Below are 25914 nucleotides of genomic sequence, written 5' to 3'. Positions count from 1 at the left end.
CCGCCCCACGGCCCACGTTGGTCAAAAGCTGCCCCTCCGCGCCCCACGAAGGGCCACTTCCGCCCACCCTGCAGGCCACCCCCGGCCTCGCCCGACGAAGTCGCCCGGCCAGCACGCCACCGGCTGAGCACGACACCCCAGTACTGGTGGGCTTCCGTTCACATCGCCGAATCGAGCCGTCGACGGCGGTAGATTCGCGCCATGGACGACATCGATCGCGAGGAGCTGGCACGGGCCGAAGCCGAGGTCGCCGCGCTCCCGTCGCGTGAGCCGATCGTCGCCAGCCCGGCCTCGCTCGAGGGGACGGCGCGGGGTCGACTCCTCTCGATCGCCGCCCTCGTGCTCTGCCTCGTGACCGCCGTATCCGAGACCGCCTGGCTCGGTTGGGACAGCCCGGTCGCGCACGTCGCCTGGCTGGCGCTCGGGGTGCTGCTGCCTGCGAGCATCGTGCTCGCGATCCTCGCCGGATCGCTCGCCGGGCGCTTCGGCAGGACACTCGGCATCATCGGCGGCGTCTGCCTCGTCCCGCCCGTCTCGTTCATCGTCGCAGCGCCCTTGGCGGTCGTCCTCGGCTGAGCCGCTGCGCCCCGGGCAGGGTTTGACCTCACCCGCCGACGTCGGTCAGAAGATGCCCCTCCGCGCCCCACGAAGGGCCGCTTCCGCCCACCGTGCAGCCCGGGCGCCCCGGCCCCAGGGCGCGCGGCGCTCAGACCCGTGCCGCGAGCACGTCGGCCGCCGCCGCCCGCGCCACGGCGAACGGCGAAGCGAACGTCCGCATGCCGAGGGTGACGAGTCCGCCCTCGTGCAGCAGCATGAGCAGCCGCGCCGTACCCTCGGCGTCGCGCACCCCCGCCTCGCGGCACAGGGCGACGAACAGCTCGAGCATCCACGCCTTCTGCCGCACCACCTCGGGCAGGGCGAGCTCGATGTCGCTCTCGCCGCCCCCGACCCCCATCTCGGCCCGGGCGTTGATCGCGCTGCAGCCCTTCCGGTCGTTGTCGGGCACCCAGACGATCGTGGCGTCGAAGACGGCCAGCACCCGGTCGACGCCGGGCTCGGGCACGAGGGCGAGCTGGGCGGCGATGTGCTCGCGCCATCTCTCGTCGCGATGCCGCAGGTACGAGACGACCAGCGCCTCCTTCGATCCGAAGCGGTCGTACAGGGTCTTCTTCGTGACGCCGGCCTCGGCGGCGATCGTGTCGACGCCGACCGCGTGGATGCCGCGTTCGTAGAAGAGGCGCGAGGCGGCGTCCAGCACGCGGCGGGCTCCGGGCGTCAACTCGGGCAGCGGGGGCAGCCCGGCGGGCGGGTCGGCGAGCAGGAGGCGCGAGGTCGTTCCGGATTCGGTCACCCAGTCAGTCTACCGATCTGTATAGTCGACGGCATGAGTAAACAGATCGGTGTACTCGGTGCGGTCGTCACCGTGCTGGCCTCCCTCGCGTTCGTCGCCTCGTGGAGCTCCGGCTTCGTGATCGCCAAGATCGCCACCGCCGACGTGCCCGCGGCGACCCTGCTCGTCTGGCGGTTCGCTCCGCTGGCGGTCGTGCTGCTCGCCGTGGCGTCCGCGACCGGCGCCTTCCGCGGGGTCCCCCGCGTCGAGCTGCGCCGACAGGCCGTGATCGGCCTCTTCGCCCAGTTCGGCTACTGCGCCTTCGTCTACGCCGCCGTCGGCTCGGGCATCGCCACCGGCACCACGGCGCTGATCGACGCCGTGCAGCCGCTCGTGGTCGCGACGCTCGTCGGGCCGCTGCTCGGTCTGCGCGTGCGGGGGGCCCAGTGGGCGGGCCTGGCGCTCGGCGCGGTCGGCGTGGCGGCCGTCGTCGGCTCGCAGCTCGGCGGCTCGACGACCCCCGCGGCGGCGTATCTGCTGCCCGCACTGGCCATGGCGTGCCTCATCGTCGGGACGTTCGTCGCGCGCCGGTCGGAGGCGCGCCTCCCCGTGCTCACGATCATGACCATCCACGTCTCCGTCGGCGCGGCCGCCCTGATCGTCCTCGCCGTCGCGACGGGCGCACTCGTGCCGCCGGCCGACCCGCAGTTCTGGCTGGCAGCCCTGCTGTCGGCGGCCCTGCCGAGCCTCGTCGCCTACAGCCTCTACTGGTGGCTGCTGCGCCGGGTCGGCATCACGGCGCTGAACGCGCTGCTCTTCCTGGTCGCACCGACGACGGCCCTCGCGGGCACGGCGATGTTCGGCGAGCCGCTGACCGGCTGGACGATCGTCGGGTTCGTGCTGTGCGCCTCCGGAGTCGCCCTGGTGCTGGTCTTCGACCGCGCCCACCGCCCGGTCGCCGCCGCCGCCGCCGCCCCCGACGCCGCCACCGCCCCCGCCCCCGCGAAGAAAATCGACGCGCGCGTGAACGATCCGCGCCTCGCCGTCGTAAGCCCCTCCACAAGCGTCGTCCGACCGGATCACGCCCCGCGAGAGGCAGAGGAAGCATGTCGAAGATGAACCGTTCCGTCCGCACCCTGACCATCGGAGGCGCTGCCGCGGCCGCCCTCACCCTGTTCGCCGCCGCTCCGGCGAGCGCCGAGACCGAGGTCGCCGAGCCCTCGAGCTTCACCAGCGCCTTCACGGTGATGGCCACGCCCGACCAGGTGATCAACAACGACGGCGTGGCGACCCCCGGCCAGGAGGGCGCCACCGGCACCTTCGACTTCCGCATCAACAGCGATCAGAACATCATCTGCTACGACATCACGCTCTCGGGCGTGACGGGCGACTACATGAGCCCGGCCAAGACCGCGACGCACATCCACGAGGCCGCCGCGGGCAAGTCCGGCCCGCCGCGCATCGCGTTCCCGAACCCCGTCGACGACGGCTCGGGCGAGCGCACCAGCAGCGGCTGCCTGCAGGGCCCCTTCACCACGGGCGTGACGAGCGATGCCGGCGCCGACACCGGCGAGGGCTTCACGCTCGCGCAGATCGAGGCGAACCCCGCCGGCTTCACGGGTGACTCGCACACGGCCGACTTCACGGCGGGCGTCGTCCGCGGCCAGCTGACCCAGGTGCCGGTCGGTGGAGTCGACACGGGTGCAGGAGGCGCGGCGAACGCCTCCACCGGCGACTCGGCCCTGATCGGAGCCGGCGCGTTCGGCGCCCTCGGACTGCTCGGTGCCGCCGGCGTCCTCGTCGCGCGTCGTCACCGCCGCCAGGAGTCCTGATCTCCCGCGGTCGCCACACGACGGGTGCGCTGCGTGAGCGGCGCACCCGTCGGGCGGCCGCGCCTCTGGTCGTCTCGGCCGCCGCGGTGGTCGCCCTCGTGCTGACCGGCTGCGCGCCCGGTTCAGGAGGCGCGCCCGCCACCCCGACGGAGGTCACCGCCCCGACGGGCTCGGGTCCGACGGCGGAGCCGAGCGCGCCTCCTGCCGGGTCCTCCGCTCCATCGGCCGCACCGACCCCGGCGGCGTCGCCGGCGATCGCCGACGGGGTCGCCCCGATCAGGGTGTCGGTTCCGTCGATCGAGCTGGACGAGCCCCTCATCGACCTCGGCATCGCCGCCGACGGACGCATGGAGGTCCCGACGGACTTCGACGACGTGGGCTGGTTCACCGGAGGCGGTCGACCCGGCGGGAGGGGACCGACCGTCATCGCGGCGCACGTCGACTCGACCACGGGGCCGGCGGTGTTCGCGCGACTGTCGGAGGTCGTGGTGGGCGACGAGGTCGAGGTGCTCGACGCCGACGGCACGCCCGCGCGCTACGCCGTGACCGAGGTCGAGGACTTCGCCAAGGCGGACTTCCCCACGGCCAGGGTCTTCGGCGCGACGGCGGACGACTCGCTGCGCCTCATCACCTGCGGCGGATTCTTCGACCGGAGCGTCGGGCACTACGACGACAACCGCGTCGTCTTCGCCGAGCGCGTGTCGTAGGCACTGGCCCCTGCCGATCGAGTGGTCGGAAGATGCTCTTCCCAGACGAGGGAAGGACATCTTCCGACCACTCGACGCGGGGCCTTGCCGCGAATCGGCACACGGTGGTCGCTTCGCGCCCTTCCCGCCGCCCCCGCGGGCATCTTCTGACCAACGACGCGGGGTGCTTCCGGTAGGCATTCCGAGACGCACACGAGGGCTGTTCAGCTTCACTTCGACGCAGATGCGGACTTATGCTGGGCTCCATGGCTCAGATACGGATCCGCGACGCCGCGTCCTTCCTCGGCGTCAGCGACGACACCGTCCGTCGGTGGATCGCCGACGGCACCCTCGTCGGCGAGCGCGACGCGTCCTCGCGCACCGTCGTCGACGGACTCGCCCTGGCTCGACTCGCGCGTGAGAACGCCGTGCTGCCCGACGACCCGTCGGGCATCGGTCGATCGGCGCGCAACCGCTTCGTCGGGCTCGTGACCGACATCGTGATGGACACCGTCATGGCGCAGGTCGAGATCCAGTGCGGCCCCCATCGCGTCGTCTCGTTGATGAGCAGCGAGGCGGTGCGCGAACTCGGTCTCGAGCTCGGCTCGGTCGCGGTCGCCGTGGTGAAGGCGACGACCGTGATCGTCGAGACGCCTCAGCGACCGGTGGGCGCATGAGCACCCCCGCGGCCCGTGGTGCCGGCGGTCTCGCTCGCTCGGGGCGCAGCCTCCGCACCCGCCGCACCGGCCGCGTCGGGCTGCTCGGCACCGTCGCGCTGACACTCGTCGCGCTGACCGCGTGCGGGGCATCCGGCGGCGATGCGACCTCGGCGTCGGACTCATCGGCCGGTGACGAGCTGTCGGGCAGCGTGACGGTCTTCGCCGCCGCATCGCTCACGGGCTCGTTCACCGACCTGGCCGCCGACTTCGAGGCCGCGCATCCAGGTGTGTCGATCGACCTGAACCTCGCGGGCTCGTCCGATCTCGCCACGCAGATCGTCGAGGGGGCGCCCGCCGACGTCTTCGCCTCGGCCGATGCGAAGAACATGAGCACGGTGGTCGATGCGGGCCTCGCGGACGGCGACCCGGTCGACTTCGCGACGAACGTGCTCGAGATCGCCGTGCCTCCTGGTGATCCCGCCGGCGTGCGCGACCTCGCCGATCTCGCCGACCCCGATCTGAAGGTCGTCGTCTGCGCCCCCGCCGTGCCCTGCGGCGCGGCGACGACCACCGTCACGGAGGCGGCGGGGGTCGCGCTGACCCCGGTCAGCGAGGAGTCCTCCGTCACCGACGTGCTCGGCAAGGTCACCTCGGGCGAGGCCGACGCGGGGCTGGTCTACGTGACCGACATCGCCGCCGCGGGCGACGCCGTCGAGGGCGTTCCCTTCGACGAGTCGGCCGAGGCCGTCAACACGTACCCGATCGTCGCGCTCACCGACTCCCGAGAGTCGGATGCGGCGCAGGCGTTCGTCGACTACGTGGCCGGTCCCGACGGCCGAGCGGTGCTCTCGGCGGCCGGATTCGGGTCGCCGTGACGAGGCGCGGGCCCGTCGGCCGCGCACCCGCCCTCGGCATCCCGGGGGGTGTGCTGATCGCAGCCGCCGTGGGCGCGGCATTCGTGGTGCTGCCCCTCGCGGCGATGGTGCTGCGGGTGGACTGGCCCCGCTTCATCCCGCTCGTCACATCGGAGTCGTCGCTGTCGGCGCTCCTCCTCAGCCTCCGCACCTCCGTCGCCGCGACCGCCCTCTGCGTCGTCTTCGGCGTGCCGATGGCCGTCGTGCTGGCACGGGCGCGATTCCGCGGGCAGCAGCTGCTGCGCGCGCTCGTGCTGCTGCCGCTCGTCCTCCCACCCGTGGTGGGCGGCATCGCGCTGCTCTACACGTTCGGCCGGCGAGGGCTGCTCGGCGGGGTGCTCGACGTGCTCGGCGTCGAGATCGCGTTCTCGACGACGGCGGTCGTCCTGGCGCAGACCTTCGTCGCCCTGCCGTTCCTCGTGCTCAGTCTCGAGGGCGCCCTGCGCACCGTCGGCACGCGGTACGAGGCCGTGGCCGCGACCCTCGGCGCCCGGCCCACGACCGCATTGCGCCGCGTCACGCTGCCTCTCGTGCTGCCCGCGGTCATCTCGGGCGCCGTGCTGTCTTTCGCCCGGGCCCTCGGAGAGTTCGGCGCGACGCTGACCTTCGCCGGCAGCCTGCAGGGCACGACCCGCACCCTCCCGCTCGAGATCTACCTGCAACGCGAGACCGACCCCGACACGGCCGTCGCCCTCTCGCTCGTGCTGGTCGTCGTCGCCGTCGTGATCGTCGCGGTCGCGCATCGGGTCGGCGGGTTCGCGCCCACCCGCGGGGCGGCGCCCCCGGACCGCCCGTCGACGGACGCTCCCGACCGTGCCGACGGCGGCCTGCGAGCGGATCGCGTTCCGCTGCGCTCCTCCCCGCCCACCGCGCCTGCGCGTCGTCTCGACGTGACCCTCCGGGTCGACGAGCGCGACGTCGACCTCCACCTCGTCGTCGCGCCGGGCGAGACGGTGGCCGTGCTCGGCCCGAACGGCGCGGGCAAGTCGACGCTGCTCGGCGCCGTCGCCGGGCTCGTGCGACCCGATGCGGGTCGGATCACCCTCGACGACGCCGTGCTCGCCGACGCGGGTCGTGACCGGGGCGACGCGTCGTCGTGGCTCGCACCGCACCTCCGCGGCGTCTCGCTCCTGGCGCAGGAGCCGCTGCTCTTCCCGCATCTGACCGTGCTCGAGAACGTGGCGTTCGGCCCGCGCAGCGCAGGGCGCCCCGCCGACGAGGCACGCCGCGCGGCCCGGCGCCGGCTCGACGAGGTCGGGGTGCTCGATCTCGCGGGCCGGAATCCGGCCGAGCTGTCGGGCGGTCAGGCTCAGCGGGTCGCCATCGCCCGAGCGCTCGCGTCGGAGCCGGGCGTCCTGCTGCTCGACGAGCCCCTGGCGGCGCTCGACGTGGTCGTGACGCCCGCCCTGCGTCGGACCCTGCGGCGCGTTCTCGCCGACCGCACCGTGATGATCGTCACGCACGACGCGCTCGACGCCTACACGCTCGCGGATCGCGTCGTCCTCGTCGAAGGCGGTCGCATCGTCGACGAGGGGACGCCGACCGAGGTCTTCGACCGTCCGCGCACGCGCTTCGCCGCGCGGCTCGCCGGCGTGAACCTGGTCACCGGGGTCGTCGACCGGGGCGCGGTGCAGGTCGACGCCGACACGCGCCTCGGCGTCGGCACCGGCTCGGGAGCCGACCGCCTCATGACCGAAGGAGGCGCCGTGTCGTTCGCCGTGCCTCCTGCCCTGGTCACCGTGTCGTTCGATCGGCCCGACGACGCCTCGCGAGAATGCGTCAGGGGCGAGCTGCTCGACCTCGAACCGCGGGGCGACGTCGTCCGGCTGCGGGGCGCGCTGCTGTCGGCCGACCTCAGCCCGAGGCGGGCCGCCGAGCTCGACGACCGCGTCGGGCACCCCGTCTGGTTCTCGTTCGACCGCGCGGCCGCCGAGGTCTACCCCGCCGATCGCCGCTGAGCGCACGCCCGCGGTCCCGGACCCGGCCCCGGCCCCGGCCCCGGCCCCGGCCCACGCCGCAGCCCGCGCCTCAACCCCAGCCGCAGCCGCAGCCGCAGCCCGACCTGCCGCTCTGCTCGAGGCTCAGCCCCCGATCGCCACCCCGAGCACCGCGGCTCCGACCGACAACACCAGCACGCCGACGACGTTCAGCGCGCCGGCGCCGCGACGCCCGTCCGCGAGCAGTCGCGCGGTCTCGACGCTCGCCGTGCTGAACGTCGTGTACCCGCCGATCAGTCCGCCGCCCGCGACGAGCAGCACCTCGTGCGAGACCCCGCCGGTCGACGCCAGCCCGGTCAGCAGACCGAGCGCGAACGACCCCGTCACGTTGATGAGCGCGGTGCCGAGCGGCAGCCGTCGCGGTGCCGAGTCGACTCGCGTCCGCGCCGCGATCGCCGACCGCACGATCCCGTCGACGACGAGGCGCAGCGCCGCACCCACCCCGCCCGCGAGCGCGATGGCGACGAAGACCAGCGGGCCGGTCATGCCGCGCCTCCCTGCCCGTGTCCGGGCGGGCGTCGGTCGTCGCGCCGGTCGCCACGTCGGTCGTCGCGTCGGTGCAGTCGTCCAGCCAGGGCGATGCCGGCCCCGGCGGCGAGGGTCCCGAGCACCACCGACGACACGGCGTAGGCGAGGGCGATCACGAGGCCGCCGCCCGATCCGAGCAGTCCGACGTCGACCGCGAACGCGCTGTACGTGGTGAAGCCGCCGATCAGCCCCGTCCCCACGAGCAGCCGCGCCGTCCGACGCCGCCCCTCGTCCGATCCACGGCGCACCAGAGACTCGAGCAGCAGACCCAGCGCGAACGAGCCGACGAGGTTGATGACGACGACGGCGACCGGGAACCCCCCGGGAGGCGCGGCGAACGTCAGCGCCAGCCCCTCGCGCAGCGCGGTCCCCACCATGCCGCCGAGCGCGACCAGGCCGAGCGAGCTCCACCGCAGGTGAAGGGGTCGGGTGGCGGCGGGTCGCGAGCCGCTGCCGTCGCCGGAGCGGGATGCCGGGTCGTCTGTCACCGCGCCTCCTCGTCATCCCTCGATCGTGCGCCGATACGCGCCTCGCCGAGAGTACCCGCGTCCGGCTCCGGCACCGGCACCGGCTCCGACCCCGGCCCCGGCTCCGGCTCCGGCTCCGAAGCGGACCCGAGACCGGAAGCCCGCCCCCGTTGTCAACCCCTCGCGGCCTCGTGGGGCGGACCCGCGCCTCCTAGGCCGTTTCCGCATTGACTGTCCGAGGCACCCGACCTCGAGGAGACCCATGAGCACCCCCGTCCCCACCAGCGCCCCCGCGGCGTCCGACAGCTCGCCGTCGAAGCTCAAGCAGGCGATCACCGGGCCGCTGCTCTACCTGTTCATCCTCGGCGACGTGCTCGGTGCGGGCATCTACGCGCTGATGGGCACGCTGTCGGCCGAGGTCGGCGGGGCGCTCTGGGCGCCGTTGCTGCTCGCGCTGCTGCTGGCACTGTTGACGGCGGGCTCGTACGCCGAGCTGGTCACGAAGTACCCGAAGGCAGGAGGCGCGGCGATCTTCGCCGAGCGCGCCTTCCGTCAGCCGGTCATCTCGTTCCTGGTCGGGTTCAGCATGCTGGCCGCCGGGGTGACGAGCGCGGCCGGTCTGTCGCTGGCCTTCGCGGGCGACTACCTCGGCACGTTCGTCGACCTGCCGGCCGTGCCGACGGCCATCGCGTTCCTCGCCCTGGTGGCGTGCCTGAACGCGCGGGGCATCAGCGAGTCGCTGAAGGGCAACGTGATCATGACGGTGATCGAGGTGTCCGGGCTCGTCGTTGTCATCGCCGTCGTGGCGATGATGCTCGGCGGCGGGGGCGGCGACGTCGGCCGGATCGGCGAATTCCCCGTCGACGCGAACCCCGCGATCGCGACTCTCGGCGCCGCGATCATCGCGTACTACTCGTTCGTCGGCTTCGAGACGAGCGCCAACATCGCCGAGGAGGTGCGTGATCCGTCGCGCGTCTACCCTCGCGCCCTCTTCGCCTCGCTGATCACGGCCGGCGTCGTCTACGTGCTCGTCGGGCTCGCGAGCTCGATCGCCCTGCCCGCGTCGGAGCTGTCCGACTCGACCGGACCACTGCTCGCCGTCGTCTCGGCCTCGGGTGCCGGGATCCCCGAGTGGGTCTTCAGCCTGATCGCCCTGGTGGCGGTCGCGAACGGTGCGCTGCTGACGATGATCATGGCGAGCCGCGTCACGTTCGGAATGGCGGAGCAGGGCCTGCTGCCCCGCGCGCTCGGCGCCGTGCTGCCCCGCCGCAAGACGCCGTGGGCGGCGATCCTCGTGACGACGGCCGTGGCGATGGGGCTCACGCTTATCGGCGACATCGGCACGCTGGCCGAGACCGTCGTGCTGCTGCTGCTCTTCGTCTTCATCAGCACGAACGTGGCGGTGCTCGTGCTGCGTCGCGACCGGGTCGAGCACGAGCACTTCCGGGTGTGGACGGCCGTGCCGGTGCTGGGCGCGGCCTCGTGCGTGCTGCTCCTGACGCAGCAGAGCGGGCAGGTCTGGCTCTTCGGAGGCATCCTGCTCGCCGCGGGCGCCGTGCTCTTCTTCGTGGCGCGCCTCCGCTCGAAGGCCCCCGCCGCCCGCTGACCCGCCGCCCCCACGACGCCACGAGATGGACACGACGCCAGAAGAACTCCTGGCGTCGTGTCCATCTCCTGGCGTCGTGCCGAGTCGGGCGCGGGGCCGTGGGGGTTCGAGTCCCTCCAGGGGCACATCGGCGCGCAGCATCGTTAGGGTGCCCCTGGACGGGCGCGCGAAGCGCGGGGCCGCGGGGGTTCGAGTCCCTTCAGGGGCACATCGGCGCGCAGAGTCGTTAGGGTGCCCCTGGAGGGACTCGAACCCCCAACCCTTTCCTTAGGACGGAACTGCTCTTCCATTGAGCTACAGAGGCTGACCCGGCGAGTCTACCGAACCCGCGCCTCCCCCCGTCCGGCCGCACCATGAACCGCGTTCGCGAAGATGAACCGCGTTCTATCGTGGTTCATCTTCGCGAACGCGGTTCATCGCGGGTGAGGTCGACGACCCCGGCCCGCCCACGCGGCACCTCTACGCAGCGGCGGCCAGGAACTCGTCCCACTCGCGCTGCGGCCGCTCCACCCCGCGCACGATCCACCCCACCCCGTGCGGAGCCTTCGGCGCCCACCGCAGCGACCACCCCATCTCGGCCGGAGTCCGGTCGCTCTTCAGGTTGTTGCACTTGAGGCAGCACGCGACGAGGTTCTCCCAGCTGTCGGCTCCCCCGCGCGACCGCGGCTGCACGTGGTCGATCGTGGTCGCACCCCGCCCGCAGTAGGCGCAGTGGTGGGCGTCGCGTCGCAGCACCCCGCGCCGCGACACCGGGATCGTCCGCCCGTGCGGGATCCTCACGTACCGCGTCAGCACGATGACCGACGGCCGGTCGTACGAGGCGCGGGCGGCGAGCACCGGATGCTCGGCGTCGGCCGACACGACCGTCGCCTTCTGGGTCATGACGAGCACGAGGGCCCGCCGATCGGACACCACGGCCAGCGGTTCGAAGCCGGCGTTGAGAACGAGAGTGCGCATGCTGTCCCTTTCGAAGCACCCTGGACGGCTTCCAGGGATTCGATCCGTCTCGCAGCAGCCGGGCCCAGCAGTGCCCTCCGAACGAAAGAGAGCACCGCCCCTCAGGGCAGTGCTCTATCGGTCGGCTGGGCGTCGTATGTGCTCGCTCGACCGCGCACCCATGGTGCGAGCGGCGGTCGTGCGAGGCATGTGACTCTCCTGGTCTCAGCGGTGCTCCGAGATCGCCAGGTTAACCCCGAAGAGCCGCCCTGCCTAGAGGCGGGGCGGCTCTTCACAGCCTGTTCACGCGGAGCCGAGGAGGCGCGGGTCGGGTCAGACCCCGAAACGCACGTAGTGCACGGCGTCCGTCCACAGCGGCCGCACGCTCACGACGCCGCCGGGCTTGGGCGCGTCGAGGATCATCCCGTTGCCGGCGTAGAACCCGTCGTGCGAGCCGTCGTTGAAGATGATGACGTCGCCGGGCTGCGCCTCGGCGGCCGAGATCGGCGTGCCGAGCGCCCCCTGAGCCGGCACCGAGTGCGGCAGCGAGATGCCGTACTGGGCGTAGACGAACATGATGAAGCCCGAGCAGTCGAAGCCAGCCGGGGTCGCTCCGCCGTAGACGTACGGGGTGCCGAGGTACTGCAGGGCCGTCTGGTAGACGGCGTCGAGGCTGAAGGCCCCGGGGGTCGCCGCGCCGGCGGCCGGAGCGGCGGCTGCCGCGGCCGACGTCGACGACGTGGCCTCGCCGGCCGTCGCGACGTACTCCGACGCGGTCGGGCCGCTGTAGCTCGCGTACTGCTCGGCCAGCTGGGCTCGCTCCTGCTCGCGCTCGACGGCCTCGGCGGCCGCCGCGGCGGCCTGGTCGAGAGTCGCCTGCGAGGTCGCGGTGTAGCCGTCGCGACCCGTGTCGGCGGCGGCCACGCCGTCGGCGACCGAGACGGTCTGCGCGTCGGCGGTGCGCGACTTCGTCAGCGCGGCCGAGGCAGCGGACTCCGTCGACACGTCGGACGCACCGGTCGCGCCCGGGGTCTGGGCGAACGCGGGAAGGGCCAGCGTGCCGAAGAGACCGGCGGTCAGCGTCATCACGGTCACCGAGACGGCCGTGCGGCGAGCGCTCGTCCGGCGTCGCGGTGCAGGGGCGGCGGCCGCGGCGCGTCGGAGCGACGAACGGGTCGGGAGGTCGGAGGGGGTGCGGAGGGCAGCGGTCTTCGGCTGCTCGTTCTCGTGTCGGGCGGGAACAGGCTGGGTCAAGAGGGTGGTTCTCCGGCGTCTCGACAGCACTAGGGATGCTGGCCCGTCCGTTCGTCAGATCAACGTCTCATGGCAAGAGACGGGAGCTGCGAGACGTCTTGCCACGGATCCCGCGACCGGCTTCCTGGCCGAGGGACTCTGCGACTGTACGCGAAGCCCTGCGTGAAATCATCCCCGAGAGGGATATTTGTAACGAATTGGTAAACAGCCGAACGAGGGCTGGGAATCAGCTCGACACGTAGATGTGCTGCGCGACCTCGTTGGGCAGCTCGAGGCCCTCGTCACGACCCTCGGCCTGCACAAAGACGTACGAGCCGGCAGCGGTGACGGTCGCCGAGCTGCCGGGCATGACCCCGGCGTTCTGCAGCTGCTGCAGCAGCTCGGGCTCGAACTGCACCGGCTCGGCCAGACGGCGGATCGGGCGGGTGACGCCCTCGGGGTTCTCGGCCACGACCTGCACCAGGTTGACGACCCCGTCGAGGAACCGACCGGCCGGCGAGTCGCCGAGCTCGTCGAGACCGGGGATGGGGTTGCCGTAGGGCGACTCGGTCGGGTGGTCGAGCATCTCGAGCAGGCGGCGCTCGACCTGCTCGCTCATCACGTGCTCCCACCGGCAGGCCTCGTCGTGGACGTACGCCCAGTCGAGGCCGATGACGTCGGCGAGGAGGCGCTCGGCGAGGCGGTGCTTGCGCATCACGTGGGTCGCCTTGCTGCGCCCGTCGTGGGTCAGCTCGAGGTGCCGGTCGCCCGAGACGACGACGAGACCGTCGCGCTCCATCCGGGCGATCGTCTGCGAGACGGTCGGACCGGAGTGGCCGAGGCGCTCGGAGATGCGCGCACGCAGCGGCACGATGTTCTCTTCTTCGAGGTCGAGGATCGTGCGCAGGTACATCTCTGTGGTGTCGACGAGATCGGTCAACAGGGGCCTCCCGGTGGAACGCGTGGACTACCCCGTCAGCCTAGTGGCTGCACGCTGGACGCTCCGCCGCGGTCACTAGGATCGACGCATGGCGGACATCTCGATTCCCACTGACCTCCTGCCCACCGACGGTCGATTCGGCTGCGGGCCGTCGAAGATCCGCGGCGCACAGCTCGAGCACCTGGTCACCGCGGGGGCGAGCCTCCTCGGCACCTCGCACCGGCAGGCGCCGGTCAAAGACCTGGTCGGGCGGGTGCGCGCCGACCTCGGCGAGCTGTTCCGCATCCCCGAGGGCTACGAGGTCGTGCTCGGCAACGGCGGCTCGACCGCCTTCTGGGACGCCGCGGCGTTCGGCCTCGTCGAGAAGCGCGCCGAGAACCTGTCGTTCGGCGAGTTCGGCTCCAAGTTCGCCAAGGCCAACGCGGCGCCCTGGCTCGAGGCGCCGCACGTGATCACGGCCGAGGGCGGCGCACTGGCCGAGGTCGAGGTGCTCGAGGGCGTCGACGTCTACGCCTGGCCGCACAACGAGACGTCCACCGGCGTGATGGCCCCCGTCACCCGGGTCGACGGCGACGCCGGCGCGCTGACCGTGGTCGACGCGACGAGCGCGGCCGGGGGCATCGACTTCGACGCGACGCAGGCCGACGTCTACTACTTCGCCCCGCAGAAGAACTTCGCCAGCGACGGCGGTCTGTGGCTCGCCCTCTTCTCCCCCGCGGCGATCGAGCGCGTCGAGCGCGTCGCCGCGAGCGGCCGGTACATCCCCGAGTTCCTCAGCCTGAAGAACGCCGTCGACAACTCGCGGCTGAACCAGACGCTGAACACCCCGGCGCTCACCACCCTGCTGCTGCTCGAAGACCAGACGCGCTGGATGCTCGACAACGGCGGCCTCGCCGGGATGGACGCCCGCACGCGCGAGTCGTCGTCGGCCCTCTACGACTGGGCGACCGCGTCCGACTACGCGACGCCCTTCGTGGTCGATCCGTCGCACCGCTCGCAGGTCGTCACCACGATCGACTTCGCCGAGTCGATCGACGCCGCCGCGGTCGCGAAGGTCCTGCGGCAGAACGGCATCGTCGACACCGAGCCGTACCGCAAGCTCGGGCGCAACCAGCTGCGCGTCGCCACCTTCGCGGCCATCGAGCCCGACGACGTCCGCCAGCTCATCCGCTCGATCGACCACGTCGTGAGCGCCCTGGCCGTCTGACGGTCGGGTCCGCAGACGACGAAGACCCCCTCGCATCAGGCGAGGGGGTCTTCGTCGTCCGACACCGTGGAGTGCCGAGGAGGCGCGGCGTGCGCCCCTGAGATCATCTACCGCCGTCGACGCCTCCGCGGCCTGCCGCTGCCGGACTGCTCGCCCCGGGTCGAGCCCACGTCGGCCTGCTGGCCGTCGTCGGAGTCGTCGTCGTCCGAGTCGTCGTCGTCGTCATCGTCGTCGTCGTCGTCGTCGTCGTCGTCGTCGTCGGACGATCCGCCGTCCGTCGTCACGTCGAGGTCGTCGATGTCGACGCCGTCGACGTCGCCCCCGTGCACGATGCTGCCGCGCGGCGCATCGTCGTCGGAGTCGCCCTCGTCCGACTCGTCCTCGTCATCGGAGTCCTCGTCGTCTGAATCGTCGTCGTCATCGTCGGAGTCGTCGTCATCCGAGTCGTCCTCGTCGTCGGACTCGTCATCGTCCGACTCGTCGTCGCCCTCGGCGCCGTCGCGCGCCTCCTGGGCCTGCATCTCGGCAAGCCGGTCGGCCCACGGCACCCAGTCGGGTGCGATGAGGGCGTCGTCGCCCGGCATCAGCTCGGCCTCGAGCACCGAGGGCTCCTCGCCCTCGAGGTGCGCGACGCTGACCGTCCAGAACCAGCCGGGGTAACCGGGCAGCAGGGTCGCGAACCGGACCGAGGTGACCCCCGGCTCGTCGTCGACGGGCGGGGCCTCGGCGCCGATCGTCTCGTCGGGGGTGATCTCGAGCAGGGCGCGGCGCGCGAGCTCGGACCAGGGGGTCGTCACGGCGTCAGGCATCGAAGGAGTCGGCGACGGTTCGGAGGAGGACGGCGATGCGGGCGCCGTTCTGCGGGTAGCGACCGTGGCGGAGGTCTCCGCCGGCCTTGTCGAGCACCTTCACGAGGTCCTCGACGATGACCGCCATGTCGTCGGCCGAGCGCCGGCTCATCTTCGCGAGACTCGGTGCGGCCTCGAGCACGCGCACCGAGAGGGCCTGCGCACCGCGCTTGCCGTCGGCGATGCCGAACTCGAGACGGGTCCCCGCCTTGACACCCACGGTGCCGGCGGGCAGGGCCGACGCGTGGAGGAAGACCTCGTGGCCGTCATCGCTGCTGATGAAGCCGAAGCCCTTCTCGTCGTCGTAGAACTTGACCTTGCCGGTGGGCATGACTTGACTCCTAGAAGAGGTGGGGGTGAAAGCGACCTCAGTTTAGAGCGAGAGGTCGGGGCGCGCCCCCGCTATCCTGTGCAGGTGGCTGAGAAGACCGACGAGAGCACGCCGACGAGCGTCCATCGTACTGAACGCGTGCTGATCTTCATGATCGCGGCGATCGTCGTCCTGTCGATCGTCGCCTTCGTCGTCCGTCTGATCGGAAGCGTCACGGGCGTCTCCGACTACACGGTCGGCGTCTGGCCGGCGATCAGCGTGCTGCCGCTCATCGGTCTCCCCCTCGCCATCCTGCTGATCATCGCCTACGTCGTCGCCAGCGCTGCCCGACGTGTGCGAGAGAACCGGGGCACCACACGGTAGACGCAGCACCCGGCTGCGCAATCTTCGGAGGTCGACCCCAATGACCAGTGCACTCGATCTCGCGGGCGTGCTTCGCAGCGCCCCGACCGACGATCTGCTCCGACGCCTGTCGGCCAGACAGCTGCGCCCCTCGACCGTCCACGACGCGTTCGACCTCGCCGACTCGCTGCTCGAGCCGGCCTCGGTGCGCGACGTGCTGTCGCGCCTCGACCGCACCGAGCTGCGACTGCTGCAGGCGGCACGCGAGCCGGCCGACACGGCGACGCTCGCCGAGCGTCTGGCGGGCCCCGCCGACGACGCCCTCTCGCCGGTCGAGACGGCCGTCGCGCACCTCCTCGACCTCTTCCTGCTCGTGCCGTCGACCGACGGCCGCATCGTCGCCACCCCCGACGCCGTCGGCGAGCGCCTCGACGACGACCCGCTGCTCTCCGCCGAGCGGCTGGCCGACGAGAGACCGCCGGTCGTGCTCGAGGCGGTCGACGACATCGATCGGGAGGCCGTCGACGCGCGATCGTCCGAGCGCCTCTACGCCATCGTGATCGAGGTTGCCGAGATCCTCCGTGCGCTCGAGCAGTCGCCGGCCCGCGAGCTGGCCAAGGGCGGGCTCGCGCTGCCCGAGACGCGCCGCCTCGCCGAGGCCGCGCGCATCGACGTCGACGACGTCAGCACGCTGCTGGGCATCACGACCCGCGCGGGGCTCGCCCGCACGAGCCCCGACGGCTGGGTCGTCACCGCCGAGGCGAACGCCTGGCTGGCCTCGTCGTGGCCCGACCGCTGGGAGGCCCTGACGAGCTCGTGGCTCGACTCGCTGCCGCCCGAGATCGTCGCCGTGCTGCGTCAGCGCGTCGAGACCTCGTGGGGCGAGCCGCTCCGCGAGTTCACGCTCTGGGCCTACCCCGCGGGTGCGGCGTGGGTGCCCGAGCGCCTGGCCGCGTTCTCGCGCTCCGCCGAGCTGCTCGGTCTGAGCTCCGGCGGGGTGCCCACCTCGGCGGCGCTCGCGCTGTTCCGCGAGGGTGCCGGCGCCGCACGATCGCGGGTCGCCGAGCTGCTGCCCGAGGCGGTCGAGCAGGTCTATCTGCAGCACGACCTCACCGTGGTCTCGCCCGGTCCGCTGTCCCCGGCGCTGGATGCGCGCCTCCGGGTCATCGCGGTCGTCGAGAGCGCCGGGCTCGCCGCCACGTACCGCATCACCGAGGGCGGCGTGCAGCGGGCGCTGAGCGAGGGCGAGACGGCCGACACGCTCCGGGCGTTCCTCGGCGAGATCTCGGCGACGGGCATCCCCCAGCCGCTCGACTACCTCGTGCAGCAGTCCGCCGAGCGGCACGGCCGCTACCGGGTGTCGGGCGTCGAGCCCGGCACGCCCGGGTTCCCCGCTGACGCCGTCACGCTCGTCGAGGCCGACGAGCACACCAGCATCGACACCCTCGAGGTCGACCATGCGCTGTCGCCGCTCGCGCTGCGCCGCCTCGACGGGCTCCGCATCGTCAGCCGCTTCGAACGCGACACGGTCTTCTGGGCCCTGAGCGACGAGCGCTACCCCGTCGTGGTGCTCGACGAGACGGGCATCTCGGTCACGCCGCCCGTCCGCCGCCGCCCCCGGCGCCCCGTGCCCGCACCGGCGCGCGACCAGCTGCGCGAGATGGTCGAACGTCTGTCGGCCGAGAACGAGGGCAGCACCGAGACGACCGACCGCGCCTGGATCGCCCGTCAGCTCGACGCGGCCGTCAAAGGCCGGCTGACCGTCACGATCTCGATCGAGCAGCCCGACGGCACGACGTCGTCGCTCGAGATGGAGCCCACCGGCGTGGGCGGCGGCCGTCTGCGCGGGCGCGACAAGAAGTCCGACGTCGAGCGCACCCTGCCGCTCTCGCACGTGGTCGCGGTGTCGAGCTCGCGCTGATCCGACCCGCACGCGGCGTCCCCGCACCACCTGAGGACGACCGCAGGAGGCGCGCCTAGACTCGACCCTCATGACCGGCCCCCTGATCGTCCAGAGCGATCGCACCGTCCTGCTCGAGGTCGCGCACCCCCAGTCGGACGACGCACGTCACGACCTCTCGGTGTTCGCGGAGCTCGAGCGGGCGCCCGAGCACGTGCACACCTACCGCATCACCCGACTCGGCCTGTGGAACGCGCGGGCCGCGGGCCACACCGCCGAAGACATGCTCGAGACGCTCGAGAAGTACTCGAAGTTCCCCGTGCCGCAGAGCGTCTCGGTCGACATCGCCGAGACGGTGGCCCGCTACGGGCGCATCGTCATCGAGCGCGACGGCGACACGCTCGTGCTGCGCGGCACCGACGACACCGTGCTGAGCGAGGTCACCCGGGTCAAGAAGATCGGCGAGCTGCTCGGCGTCCGCCGCAGCGACACCGTCTGGGAGCTCCTGCCCTGGGCGCGCGGCGAGGTCAAGCAGCAGCTCGTCAAGCTCGGCTGGCCCGCAGAGGACCACGCCGGCTACACGCCCGGCACCCCGCACGCGATCGACCTCGACCAGGGCGACTGGCAGCTGCGCGGCTACCAGCAGCAGGCGATCGACAACTTCTTCGACGGCGGCTCGGGCGTCGTCGTCCTGCCCTGCGGCGCAGGCAAGACCCTGGTCGGCGCGGGCGCCATGGCTGCGGCGGGCACGACCACGCTCATCCTCGTGACCAACACGGTGTCGGCCCGGCAGTGGCGCGACGAGCTGCTGAAGCGCACCTCGCTCACCGAAGACGAGATCGGCGAGTACTCGGGCTCGGTCAAGGAGGTCAAGCCCGTCACGATCGCGACGTACCAGATCCTCACGGCGCGTCGGGGCGGCAAGTACACGCACCTGTCGCTGCTCGACGCCCTCGACTGGGGTCTGGTGGTCTACGACGAGGTGCACCTCCTCCCCGCTCCGGTCTTCAAGCTGACGGCCGAGCTGCAGGCCCGCCGTCGACTCGGCCTGACGGCGACGCTCGTCCGAGAGGACGGCCGCGAGAGCGACGTCTTCAGCCTGATCGGCCCCAAGCGCTTCGACGCTCCCTGGAAGGAGATCGAGGCGCAGGGCTACATCTCGCCGGCGTCCTGCTACGAGGTGCGGGTCGACCTCCCTCAGGAGGCGCGGCTCGAGTACGCGGCCGCCCCCGACGACGAGCGGTACCGTCTCGCGGCCACCGCCCCGGCCAAGCTCGGTGTCGTCCGCGATCTCGTCGCCCGCCACGACGGCGAGCAGATCCTCGTGATCGGGCAGTACCTCGACCAGCTCGAGCAGCTCGCGGAGACCCTCGACGCCCCGACCCTGACCGGTGCCACGCCGATCGACGAGCGCGAGCGGCTCTACCAGGCGTTCCGCGACGGCGAGGTGAAGGTGCTGGTCGTCTCGAAGGTCGCGAACTTCTCGGTCGACCTGCCCGAGGCCACCGTGGCCATCCAGGTGAGCGGGTCGTTCGGCTCGCGCCAGGAGGAGGCGCAGCGGCTGGGTCGCCTGCTCCGCCCGAAGAAGTCGGGGCTGCCGGCGTCGTTCTACACGCTGGTGAGCCGCGACACGGTCGATCAGGACTTCGCGCAGAACCGCCAGAGGTTCCTGGCCGAGCAGGGCTACAGCTACACGATCCTCGACTCGCCGGCCCTCGCCGCATGAGCACCGCCTCCGAGTCCGATCTGCCGCTCGGCGACGACGACCTCTGGCGCGACGGACTCCGTCGCGTGTTCGCGGCCGATCAGGCCCCGTTCGCGACCTTCGGTCCGCTCGTCGCGTCGCTCGAGCACGACGCGATCGAGTTCCGCGGCCAGCGCGCCCGGTTCGCCGACTGGGACGCATCGGTGGTCGTGGCCGTCGAGCGCACCTACGAGGTCCAGGGCGGACTGCACGCCGGCTCGCAGCTCAGCATCGTCACGTGGAGCCCCGACCCCGACGTGCTCGACCGCAGCGACCTCCTCGCCGGTTCGCCGGTCAAAGACCACCTCTTCGCCGGTCTCACCGCGATCGGCGCCACCGACGACGCCGAGGAGGCGCGGGTCGTCGCAGCCCCGGTCGAGGAGTTCCCGGGGTGGCAGATCACCCGCGCCTCCGGCTACACCGCCGTCCTCGAGCATCGCGAGGGCGTCGACTTCACCCTCGCCGTGCCCGACGAGCTGCTCGAGCTGACGACCCGCATCGCGCTCGTGCCGAACGTCGAATGGACCGACCCGGCGTCCTGAGGGCCGACACGATGCCCGCATGCGGCTGACGTGCCTCCTGCTCACAGGGAACACCGAGGAGGCGCGCAGATACTTATCCCATGAGTGACGGCCCGAAGATCCTTATCGTCGATGACGAACCGAACATCCGCGACCTCCTGACGACGAGCCTGCGATTCGCGGGCTTCGCAGTCCGGGCAGTCGGCAACGGCGCGCAGGCCATCTCGGCCGTCCTCGAAGAAGAGCCCGACCTGATCATCCTCGACGTGATGCTCCCCGACATGAACGGCTTCGGCGTGACCAAGCGCCTGCGGTCGTCGGGCTACACGTCGCCGATCCTGTTCCTCACGGCGAAAGACGACACCGAAGACAAGATCACGGGTCTGACCGTCGGCGGCGACGACTACGTCACCAAGCCGTTCAGCCTCGACGAGATCGTCGCCCGCATCAAGGCGATCCTCCGCCGCACCATGAACGAGGACGAAGACGCGATCATCCGCGCCGGCGAGCTCACGATGGACCAGGACACCCACGAGGTCACGATCGGTGAGACGGCCATCGAGCTCAGCCCGACCGAGTTCAAGCTGCTGCGCTACCTCATGCTGAACCCCAACCGCGTGCTGTCGAAGGCCCAGATCCTCGACCACGTGTGGGAGTACGACTTCAACGGCGACGCCGGCATCGTCGAGAGCTACATCTCGTACCTGCGCCGCAAGCTCGACCAGTTCTCGGCCGAGCCGATCATCCAGACCAAGCGCGGCTTCGGCTACATGCTCAAGGCGTCGAAGAGCTAGTCGCCCGCACCGCCGTCACCAACGCCTGGGAGCCTCGGCTCCCAGGCGTTCTCGGTAGTCTGACGCCCTTATGCACGCACGCCTCTCGCAGTGGTGGAACGAGATCTCCATCCGCACGAAGATCACCGGCATCACGGTGACCCTCGTCACCCTCGGTCTCCTTGTCGCCGGGCTCGGCACCATGACCGTGCTGAGCACCTATCTCTACGGGCAGGTCGACACGCAGCTGAAGACGTCGGCCGACAGCTTCACCGGCGCATCGCGCAACGGCACGTCGTGCACCATCAACTTCGGCGACAAGTCGAGCTACCTGGCGATCCTCAACCCCGACGGCAGCATGATCTGCGACACCAGCGACCTGCTGGAGGACGGCGTCGGGCCCGTGCTCGGCGGGGTCACCGTGGCCGAGTCGGCCGGGGGCGAGGCGCAGAGCGTCGACAACCGCACCCACGATCAGGAGTGGCGGGTCTACGCCACGGTCAAGCCGCTCACGCTGACCTCGACGACCGGCTCCACGCAGACCATCGACGCCACCATCGTGACGGGCACGAACCTCGCCGCGACCAACGCGACGATCAACCGCTTCGGCGGGATCTTCCTCGGCTTCGGCGTCTCGGTCGTGGTGCTCGGCGCCGCCCTCACCCGGCTGCTCGTCACATCGACGTTCTCCCCGCTGCGTGACGTCGAGGCCACGGCCGCGCGCTTCGCCGACGGCGACTACAGCCAGCGTCTCGACTCGACCACGCCCAACACCGAGGTCGGGCGACTCAATCGATCGCTCAACACGATGCTGAACCGCATCGACGACGCATTCGACGACCGCGCGAAGACCATCGACCAGATGCGGCGCTTCGTCGGCGACGCGAGCCACGAGCTCCGCACCCCGCTCGTCAGTCTGCGCGGCTACGCCGAGCTGTACCGCATGGGCGCCCTCACGAAAGAGGAGGACGTCGCCCAGGCCATGGAGCGGATCGAGAAAGAGGCCATCCGGATGGGGGTGCTCGTCCAGGACCTGCTGCAGCTGGCTCGTCTCGACGAGTCGAAGCCGCTCGAGCTCGGCCCGGTCGACCTCGTGCAACTCGCCCGCGACTCCGCCCTCGACACGATGGCCTCGAACCCCGACCGCGACATCGAGGTGCTCGTGCTCGACCCGGTCGTCCCCTCGGCCACCCCGGCGGATGACGGCGAGGCGGCCGAGCCCGCGGTCGACGCGGCGCCCGGCGCCCCGGTCGAGAGCCGGATGACCGGCCCGGTGGCGCCCGTCGCGCCGGGGTCGGCGACGGCGGGCGGCGCACCGGCGACGTTCGCGGGGGCCACCCTCGCGCGCCTCCGGAGCCTGCGTGCCCGCGGCGGCCGCAACGCGGACGGCAGCGCGGCCGTCGTGCCCGTCGAGCAGACACCCCTCGACGAGGCGCACGCCATCGTGCTCGGCGAGGAGAACAAGATCCGTCAGGTGATCACCAACTTGATGGGCAACGCCATGCGCTTCACCGAGCACGACAGCCCGATCGAGATCGTGGTGCAGTCGGACCCGGGTCGCGGCGTCGCGACGTTCGCGATCGTCGACCACGGCGAGGGCATCCCGCCGCAGATCCGCGAGAAGATCTTCCAGCGGTTCTGGCGAGCCGACTCGTCGCGCACCCGCGACACCGGGGGCAGCGGGCTGGGACTCGCGATCGTCTCGGGCATCGTCGCGGCGCACGGCGGCAGCGTCGACGTGCGCGACACCCCCGGCGGCGGCGCCACGTTCCAGGTGGCACTGCCCCTGATGCCCGCCGACGCCCCTGTCACCACCGCCCCCGCGGCCGGCCCGCAGCCCGCCTAGCCGCCCGCGGCGCCCGCGGCGCCCGCGGCGCCCGCGGCGCCCGCCGCGCCCGCGGCGCCCGCCGCGCCCGCGGCGCCCGCCGCGCCCGCGGCGCCCGCGGCGCCCGCCGTCGCACCCCACACCCCGAAACCCGCGCAACACCCGCATATCTCGGGGTGCTACGCGGGTTTCGGGGTGCTGGGCGGCGTCGGGCGGGGTGCCGCGCAGGTCTCGGGGTGCCGCGCGGCTTCGGGCGGGGTGCTGCGCGGGTCTCGGGGTGCTACGCGGGTCTCGGGGTGCTGCGCGCCTCTCGGGGTGCTGCGCGGCTTCGGGCGGGGTGCCGCGCGGGTCTCGGGGTGCTGCGCGGCTTCGGGCGGGGTGTCGTGGCGCACACGCCGAAGGGCGGCCCTCCCGGAGGAGAGCCGCCCTTGTGGTGGTGCGGTGGTGCGGTACGGACTAGAAGTCCATGCCACCCGTGGGGTCGCCGGCCGGGGCCGGGTTCTTCTCGGGCTTCTCGGCGACGACGGCCTCGGTCGTGAGGAACAGACCGGCGATCGAGGCGGCGTTCTGCAGCGCCGAGCGCGTGACCTTGGCGGGGTCGATGATGCCGGCGGCGATCATGTCGACGTACTCGCCGGTCGCGGCGTTGAGGCCGTGACCGATGGGCAGGCCGCGGACCTTGTCGGCCACGACGCCGGGCTCCATGCCCGCGTTGAAGGCGATCTGCTTCAACGGAGCGTCGATGGCGACACGGACGATGTTCGCACCCGTCGCCTCGTCGCCCTCGAGCTGCAGCTCGGCCAGAGCGGTCTTGCCGGCCTGGATGAGAGCGACGCCACCACCGGCGACGATGCCCTCTTCGACGGCGGCCTTGGCGTTGCGCACGGCGTCTTCGATGCGGTGCTTGCGCTCTTTGAGCTCGACCTCGGTCGCAGCGCCGGCCTTGATGACGGCGACGCCGCCGGCCAGCTTCGCGAGACGCTCCTGGAGCTTCTCACGGTCGTAGTCGCTGTCGGTCGCCTCGATCTCGCTGCGGATCTGACGCACGCGACCCGCGATCTGCTCGGGGTCGCCGGCACCCTCGACGATGGTCGTCTCGTCTTTGGTGATGACGACCTTGCGGGCACGACCGAGGAGGTCGAGCGTCGCGTTCTCGAGCTTGAGGCCGACCTCTTCGGCGATGACCTGACCACCGGTGAGGATCGCGATGTCCTGCAGCTGGGCCTTGCGACGGTCGCCGAAGCCGGGGGCCTTGACGGCGACCGACTTGAAGATGCCGCGGATCTTGTTGACGACCAGGGTCGCCAGCGCTTCGCCGTCGACGTCCTCGGCGATGATGAGCAGCTGCTTGCCGCTCTGGATCACCTTGTCGACGATGGGGAGGAGATCCTTGATGTTCGAGATCTTCGAGTTGACGATGAGCACGTAGGCGTCTTCGAAGACGGCCTCCTGGCGCTCGGGGTCGGTGACGAAGTACTGCGACAGGTAGCCCTTGTCGAAGCGCATGCCCTCGGTGAGCTCGAGCTCGGTGCCGAAGGTGTTGGACTCCTCGACGGTGACGACGCCCTCCTTGCCGACCTTGTCGATCGCCTCGGCGATCAGCGCGCCGATGGTGGGGTCTGCGGCGGAGATCGAGGCCGTGGCAGCGATCTGCTCCTTGGTCTCGATGTCCTTCGCGTCGGCGAGCAGCTGAGCCGAGACGGCCGCAGCGGCCTTCTCGATGCCGCGCTTCAGCGAGATGGGGTCGGCGCCTGCGGCGACGTTGCGGAGGCCCTCACGGACGAGCGCCTGAGCGAGCACGGTGGCGGTGGTGGTTCCGTCGCCGGCGACGTCGTCGGTCTTCTTCGCGACCTCCTTGACGAGCTCCGCACCGATCTTCTCGAACGGGTCGTCGAGCTCGATCTCCTTCGCGATGGACACGCCGTCGTTCGTGATGGTGGGGGCGCCCCACTTCTTCTCGAGCACGACGTTGCGACCACGCGGGCCGAGCGTGACCTTAACCGCGTCGGCCAGGATGTTCAGGCCACGCTCGAGGCCACGACGGGCCTCTTCGTCAAAAGCAATGATCTTAGCCATGTGTGTTTTTCGTCCCTCCCGGACGTCATGAAGCAGAAGCTTTGGCACTCACGTGTCGCGAGTGCCAGTGACGATTCTGGCACTCGCCCGGTGAGAGTGCAAGTGACGTCGCGGGCGACCCGGGGAGGTGCGGTGCGCGGTGATCGCGACCCGCGCCTCCTCGGCCCGGTCGCCCTCAGGGCGTGTAGTCGGCGCCGAGCACGACCGTCACCGACGCGTTCGGGAACGCCGAGCTGACGGCCGTCGCCGCGACGCCGAGCGTCTGGGCGAGCCCGAGGGCGACCCCTTCGTCGGCGGCGTCGGCGTAGTAGACGGTCGAGGTCGTGGCCGAGGTGTCGCCCGCGTTGCCCTGGGTGGCGACGGTGTACCCGGCGGCCTCGAGGTCGGCGGAGGCGGCGGTCGCGAGACCCGCGGTCGACGTCCCGTTCAGCACCGCGATCGTGACGGAGGGGTCGACGTCGGCGGGGTCGGTCACGGGAGCCTCCGTGGGCGTCGCGGAGGCGGTGTCGTCGGGCGCCTCCGCCTCGGCCGTCTCGGTGACGGTCGTCGTGGGGGCGTCGAACTGGATGCTGTCGTTCAGCACGCCCAGGGCGACGACCCCGCCGCCCACCAGCACGCCCGTCGCGAGAGCGGCCCAGGCGAAGACGACCAGCCCACGGCCCCGCCTCGGGGTGGACCGGTGCGCGCCGACCCTCTGCAGATCGGCGGGCAGGTCGTCGAAACGGTCGCGGGGGAACTTCGGCATGTGCTGTCGGTCTTCTCTGGGTCGGCGGGCGTCGGTTCGGCGGGCGTCGGGCGCTCTGTCGGCGGGTCGGCGTGCAGCGGGGCGGCGGGTCGGCGGTCGGCGGGTCAGCGGGTCGGCGGCCCGAACGATCGGGTCGTGCGGGCGAGCGAGCGGGCGTCGCGGAGTCGGAGCAGACGCCCCACGAGCATCGGCGCGTAGGCCAGTGCAGCCGGTCGGTCTATGAGCGAGTTGAGCAGCTGCTGGTACCGGGCCGTCGAGAGACCGAGATCGCGTCGGATCACGGCCTCTTTCTGGCGCGCGGACCCCGTGGTGGACTGCTCGAGGTCGAGGATCGCGCGGTCGCGCTCGGAGAGCCCGATGACCGTCCCGTCGTCGCCAGTCGCACCGCTGTCGCCCATCACCCGCCCTCTCGATCGTCGTCATCCTACGGGCGGCCGCCTCCGGGCCGCCTCAGGCGCAGCCCTCCGCGCCGGG

26 protein-coding genes, 1 tRNA gene and 1 pseudogene are annotated in these 25914 nt (G+C 71.9%); 16 read left to right on the top strand and 12 right to left on the bottom strand.

The window, feature by feature from the left end:
* Positions 1-201: 201 nt before the first annotated feature.
* Positions 202-576 carry a hypothetical protein gene (locus ACZ6JE_RS07635; RefSeq protein ID WP_464318604.1) on the top strand — a complete coding sequence of 125 codons (375 nt, stop codon included), beginning with the start codon at positions 202-204 and terminating at the stop codon, positions 574-576.
* Between the two features lie 130 nt (positions 577-706).
* On the opposite strand, the gene ACZ6JE_RS07630 is transcribed toward ACZ6JE_RS07635, so the two are convergent.
* On the bottom strand, positions 707-1351 hold the full coding sequence (locus ACZ6JE_RS07630) for a TetR/AcrR family transcriptional regulator (RefSeq protein ID WP_464318603.1): 645 nt from the start codon (positions 1349-1351) through the stop codon (positions 707-709).
* Positions 1352-1384: 33 nt separating this feature from the next.
* Between ACZ6JE_RS07630 and ACZ6JE_RS07625 the strand changes: the two genes are divergently transcribed.
* The 7 genes and pseudogenes from ACZ6JE_RS07625 (at position 1385) to ACZ6JE_RS07595 (ending at position 7379) form a co-directional block, all read left to right on the top strand.
* Positions 1385-2449, top strand: a complete 1065-nt coding sequence (locus ACZ6JE_RS07625; RefSeq protein ID WP_464318602.1) for a DMT family transporter — start codon at positions 1385-1387, stop codon at positions 2447-2449.
* Positions 2437-3162 carry a CHRD domain-containing protein gene (locus ACZ6JE_RS07620; RefSeq protein WP_464318601.1) on the top strand — a complete coding sequence of 242 codons (726 nt, stop codon included), beginning with the start codon at positions 2437-2439 and terminating at the stop codon, positions 3160-3162. Before ACZ6JE_RS07625 ends, ACZ6JE_RS07620 begins: the two co-directional genes overlap by 13 nt.
* Positions 3163-3248: 86 nt before the next feature.
* Positions 3249-3869, top strand: a complete 621-nt coding sequence (locus ACZ6JE_RS07615; protein ID WP_464318600.1) for a class F sortase — start codon at positions 3249-3251, stop codon at positions 3867-3869.
* 245 nt (positions 3870-4114) lie between these two features.
* Positions 4115-4525, top strand: coding sequence for a TOBE domain-containing protein (locus ACZ6JE_RS07610; RefSeq protein WP_192061384.1), 411 nt, complete (start codon positions 4115-4117; stop codon positions 4523-4525).
* The gene (gene modA / locus ACZ6JE_RS07605) at positions 4522-5382 is read left to right on the top strand and encodes a molybdate ABC transporter substrate-binding protein (protein ID WP_464318599.1); all 861 of its coding nucleotides are present in this window, start codon (positions 4522-4524) and stop codon (positions 5380-5382) included. The genes ACZ6JE_RS07610 and modA overlap by 4 nt, the downstream gene beginning before the upstream one ends.
* A gap of 38 nt (positions 5383-5420) precedes the next feature.
* Positions 5421-6164 (top strand): annotated as a pseudogene (locus ACZ6JE_RS07600) (ABC transporter permease); the annotation flags it as partial.
* Entirely contained in the window at positions 6144-7379 is a 1236-nt protein-coding gene (locus tag ACZ6JE_RS07595) for a sulfate/molybdate ABC transporter ATP-binding protein (protein WP_464318606.1), read from the top strand. The pseudogene ACZ6JE_RS07600 and the gene ACZ6JE_RS07595, both read left to right, overlap by 21 nt.
* Before the next feature lie 123 nt (positions 7380-7502).
* Here ACZ6JE_RS07595 and ACZ6JE_RS07590 read toward each other — a convergent pair whose 3' ends face one another.
* A complete protein-coding gene (locus ACZ6JE_RS07590) occupies positions 7503-7904 on the bottom strand; it encodes a fluoride efflux transporter FluC (RefSeq protein ID WP_464318598.1) in 402 nt (133 codons plus the stop codon).
* Positions 7901-8434: a fluoride efflux transporter FluC gene (locus ACZ6JE_RS07585; protein ID WP_464318597.1), complete on the bottom strand. Its 534-nt coding sequence runs from the start codon at positions 8432-8434 to the stop codon at positions 7901-7903. The genes ACZ6JE_RS07590 and ACZ6JE_RS07585 overlap by 4 nt, the downstream gene beginning before the upstream one ends.
* 241 nt (positions 8435-8675) lie before the next feature.
* Here ACZ6JE_RS07585 and ACZ6JE_RS07580 point away from each other — a divergent pair, with 241 nt between their 5' ends.
* Positions 8676-10019, top strand: coding sequence for an APC family permease (locus ACZ6JE_RS07580; protein ID WP_464318596.1), 1344 nt, complete (start codon positions 8676-8678; stop codon positions 10017-10019).
* A gap of 232 nt (positions 10020-10251) precedes the next feature.
* Here ACZ6JE_RS07580 and ACZ6JE_RS07575 read toward each other — a convergent pair.
* The 4 genes from ACZ6JE_RS07575 to ACZ6JE_RS07560 form a co-directional block, all read right to left on the bottom strand.
* Positions 10252-10323: transfer RNA gene (locus ACZ6JE_RS07575), tRNA-Arg, on the bottom strand.
* A 155-nt stretch (positions 10324-10478) separates the two neighbouring features.
* Entirely contained in the window at positions 10479-10976 is a 498-nt protein-coding gene (locus ACZ6JE_RS07570; RefSeq protein ID WP_192061379.1) for an HNH endonuclease, read from the bottom strand.
* 312 nt (positions 10977-11288) lie between these two features.
* Positions 11289-12209 (bottom strand): C40 family peptidase, encoded by a 921-nt coding sequence (locus tag ACZ6JE_RS07565; protein WP_320479866.1) that lies wholly within the window; start codon positions 12207-12209, stop codon positions 11289-11291.
* Between the two features lie 226 nt (positions 12210-12435).
* Complete coding sequence (locus tag ACZ6JE_RS07560) at positions 12436-13128, bottom strand: metal-dependent transcriptional regulator (RefSeq protein WP_192061377.1); 693 nt, start codon at positions 13126-13128, stop codon at positions 12436-12438.
* 88 nt (positions 13129-13216) lie between these two features.
* Here ACZ6JE_RS07560 and serC point away from each other — a divergent pair, with 88 nt between their 5' ends.
* Positions 13217-14335 carry a phosphoserine transaminase gene (serC, locus tag ACZ6JE_RS07555; protein ID WP_464318595.1) on the top strand — a complete coding sequence of 373 codons (1119 nt, stop codon included), beginning with the start codon at positions 13217-13219 and terminating at the stop codon, positions 14333-14335.
* Positions 14336-14442: 107 nt separating this feature from the next.
* On the opposite strand, the gene ACZ6JE_RS07550 is transcribed toward serC, so the two are convergent.
* Complete coding sequence (locus ACZ6JE_RS07550; RefSeq protein ID WP_464318594.1) at positions 14443-15144, bottom strand: DUF3027 domain-containing protein; 702 nt, start codon at positions 15142-15144, stop codon at positions 14443-14445.
* Entirely contained in the window at positions 15137-15514 is a 378-nt protein-coding gene (locus ACZ6JE_RS07545; protein WP_192061374.1) for a cold-shock protein, read from the bottom strand. The genes ACZ6JE_RS07550 and ACZ6JE_RS07545 overlap by 8 nt, the downstream gene beginning before the upstream one ends.
* A gap of 84 nt (positions 15515-15598) precedes the next feature.
* On the opposite strand from ACZ6JE_RS07545, the gene ACZ6JE_RS07540 reads away from it, so the two are divergent.
* From ACZ6JE_RS07540 to ACZ6JE_RS07515, 6 genes are all read left to right on the top strand, one after another.
* Positions 15599-15877, top strand: a complete 279-nt coding sequence (locus ACZ6JE_RS07540) for a hypothetical protein (protein WP_243215664.1) — start codon at positions 15599-15601, stop codon at positions 15875-15877.
* A 40-nt stretch (positions 15878-15917) separates the two neighbouring features.
* Positions 15918-17777 carry a helicase-associated domain-containing protein gene (locus ACZ6JE_RS07535; protein WP_464318593.1) on the top strand — a complete coding sequence of 620 codons (1860 nt, stop codon included), beginning with the start codon at positions 15918-15920 and terminating at the stop codon, positions 17775-17777.
* A gap of 70 nt (positions 17778-17847) precedes the next feature.
* Positions 17848-19482 carry a DNA repair helicase XPB gene (locus ACZ6JE_RS07530; RefSeq protein WP_464318592.1) on the top strand — a complete coding sequence of 545 codons (1635 nt, stop codon included), beginning with the start codon at positions 17848-17850 and terminating at the stop codon, positions 19480-19482.
* Complete coding sequence (locus ACZ6JE_RS07525; RefSeq protein WP_192061370.1) at positions 19479-20042, top strand: hypothetical protein; 564 nt, start codon at positions 19479-19481, stop codon at positions 20040-20042. Before ACZ6JE_RS07530 ends, ACZ6JE_RS07525 begins: the two co-directional genes overlap by 4 nt.
* An 80-nt stretch (positions 20043-20122) precedes the next feature.
* Positions 20123-20815 carry a response regulator transcription factor gene (locus ACZ6JE_RS07520; RefSeq protein ID WP_146852589.1) on the top strand — a complete coding sequence of 231 codons (693 nt, stop codon included), beginning with the start codon at positions 20123-20125 and terminating at the stop codon, positions 20813-20815.
* Positions 20816-20885: 70 nt separating this feature from the next.
* Positions 20886-22640, top strand: coding sequence for a sensor histidine kinase (locus ACZ6JE_RS07515; RefSeq protein WP_464318591.1), 1755 nt, complete (start codon positions 20886-20888; stop codon positions 22638-22640).
* Positions 22641-23075: 435 nt separating this feature from the next.
* Here the strand turns inward: ACZ6JE_RS07515 and groL are convergent, their stop codons facing one another.
* The 3 genes from groL to ACZ6JE_RS07500 form a co-directional block, all read right to left on the bottom strand.
* Positions 23076-24695: a chaperonin GroEL gene (gene groL / locus ACZ6JE_RS07510; RefSeq protein WP_055800382.1), complete on the bottom strand. Its 1620-nt coding sequence runs from the start codon at positions 24693-24695 to the stop codon at positions 23076-23078.
* 175 nt (positions 24696-24870) lie between these two features.
* Entirely contained in the window at positions 24871-25440 is a 570-nt protein-coding gene (locus ACZ6JE_RS07505) for a LytR C-terminal domain-containing protein (protein ID WP_464318590.1), read from the bottom strand.
* A 104-nt stretch (positions 25441-25544) separates the two neighbouring features.
* The gene (locus ACZ6JE_RS07500; RefSeq protein ID WP_192061367.1) at positions 25545-25838 is read right to left on the bottom strand and encodes a DUF3263 domain-containing protein; all 294 of its coding nucleotides are present in this window, start codon (positions 25836-25838) and stop codon (positions 25545-25547) included.
* Positions 25839-25914: the final 76 nt, after the last annotated feature.

Source organism: Frigoribacterium sp. AC759, assembly GCF_979256015.1.
Note: the sequence above shows the minus strand (reverse complement) of the source record. Positions and strands in the feature narration are given on the sequence as shown.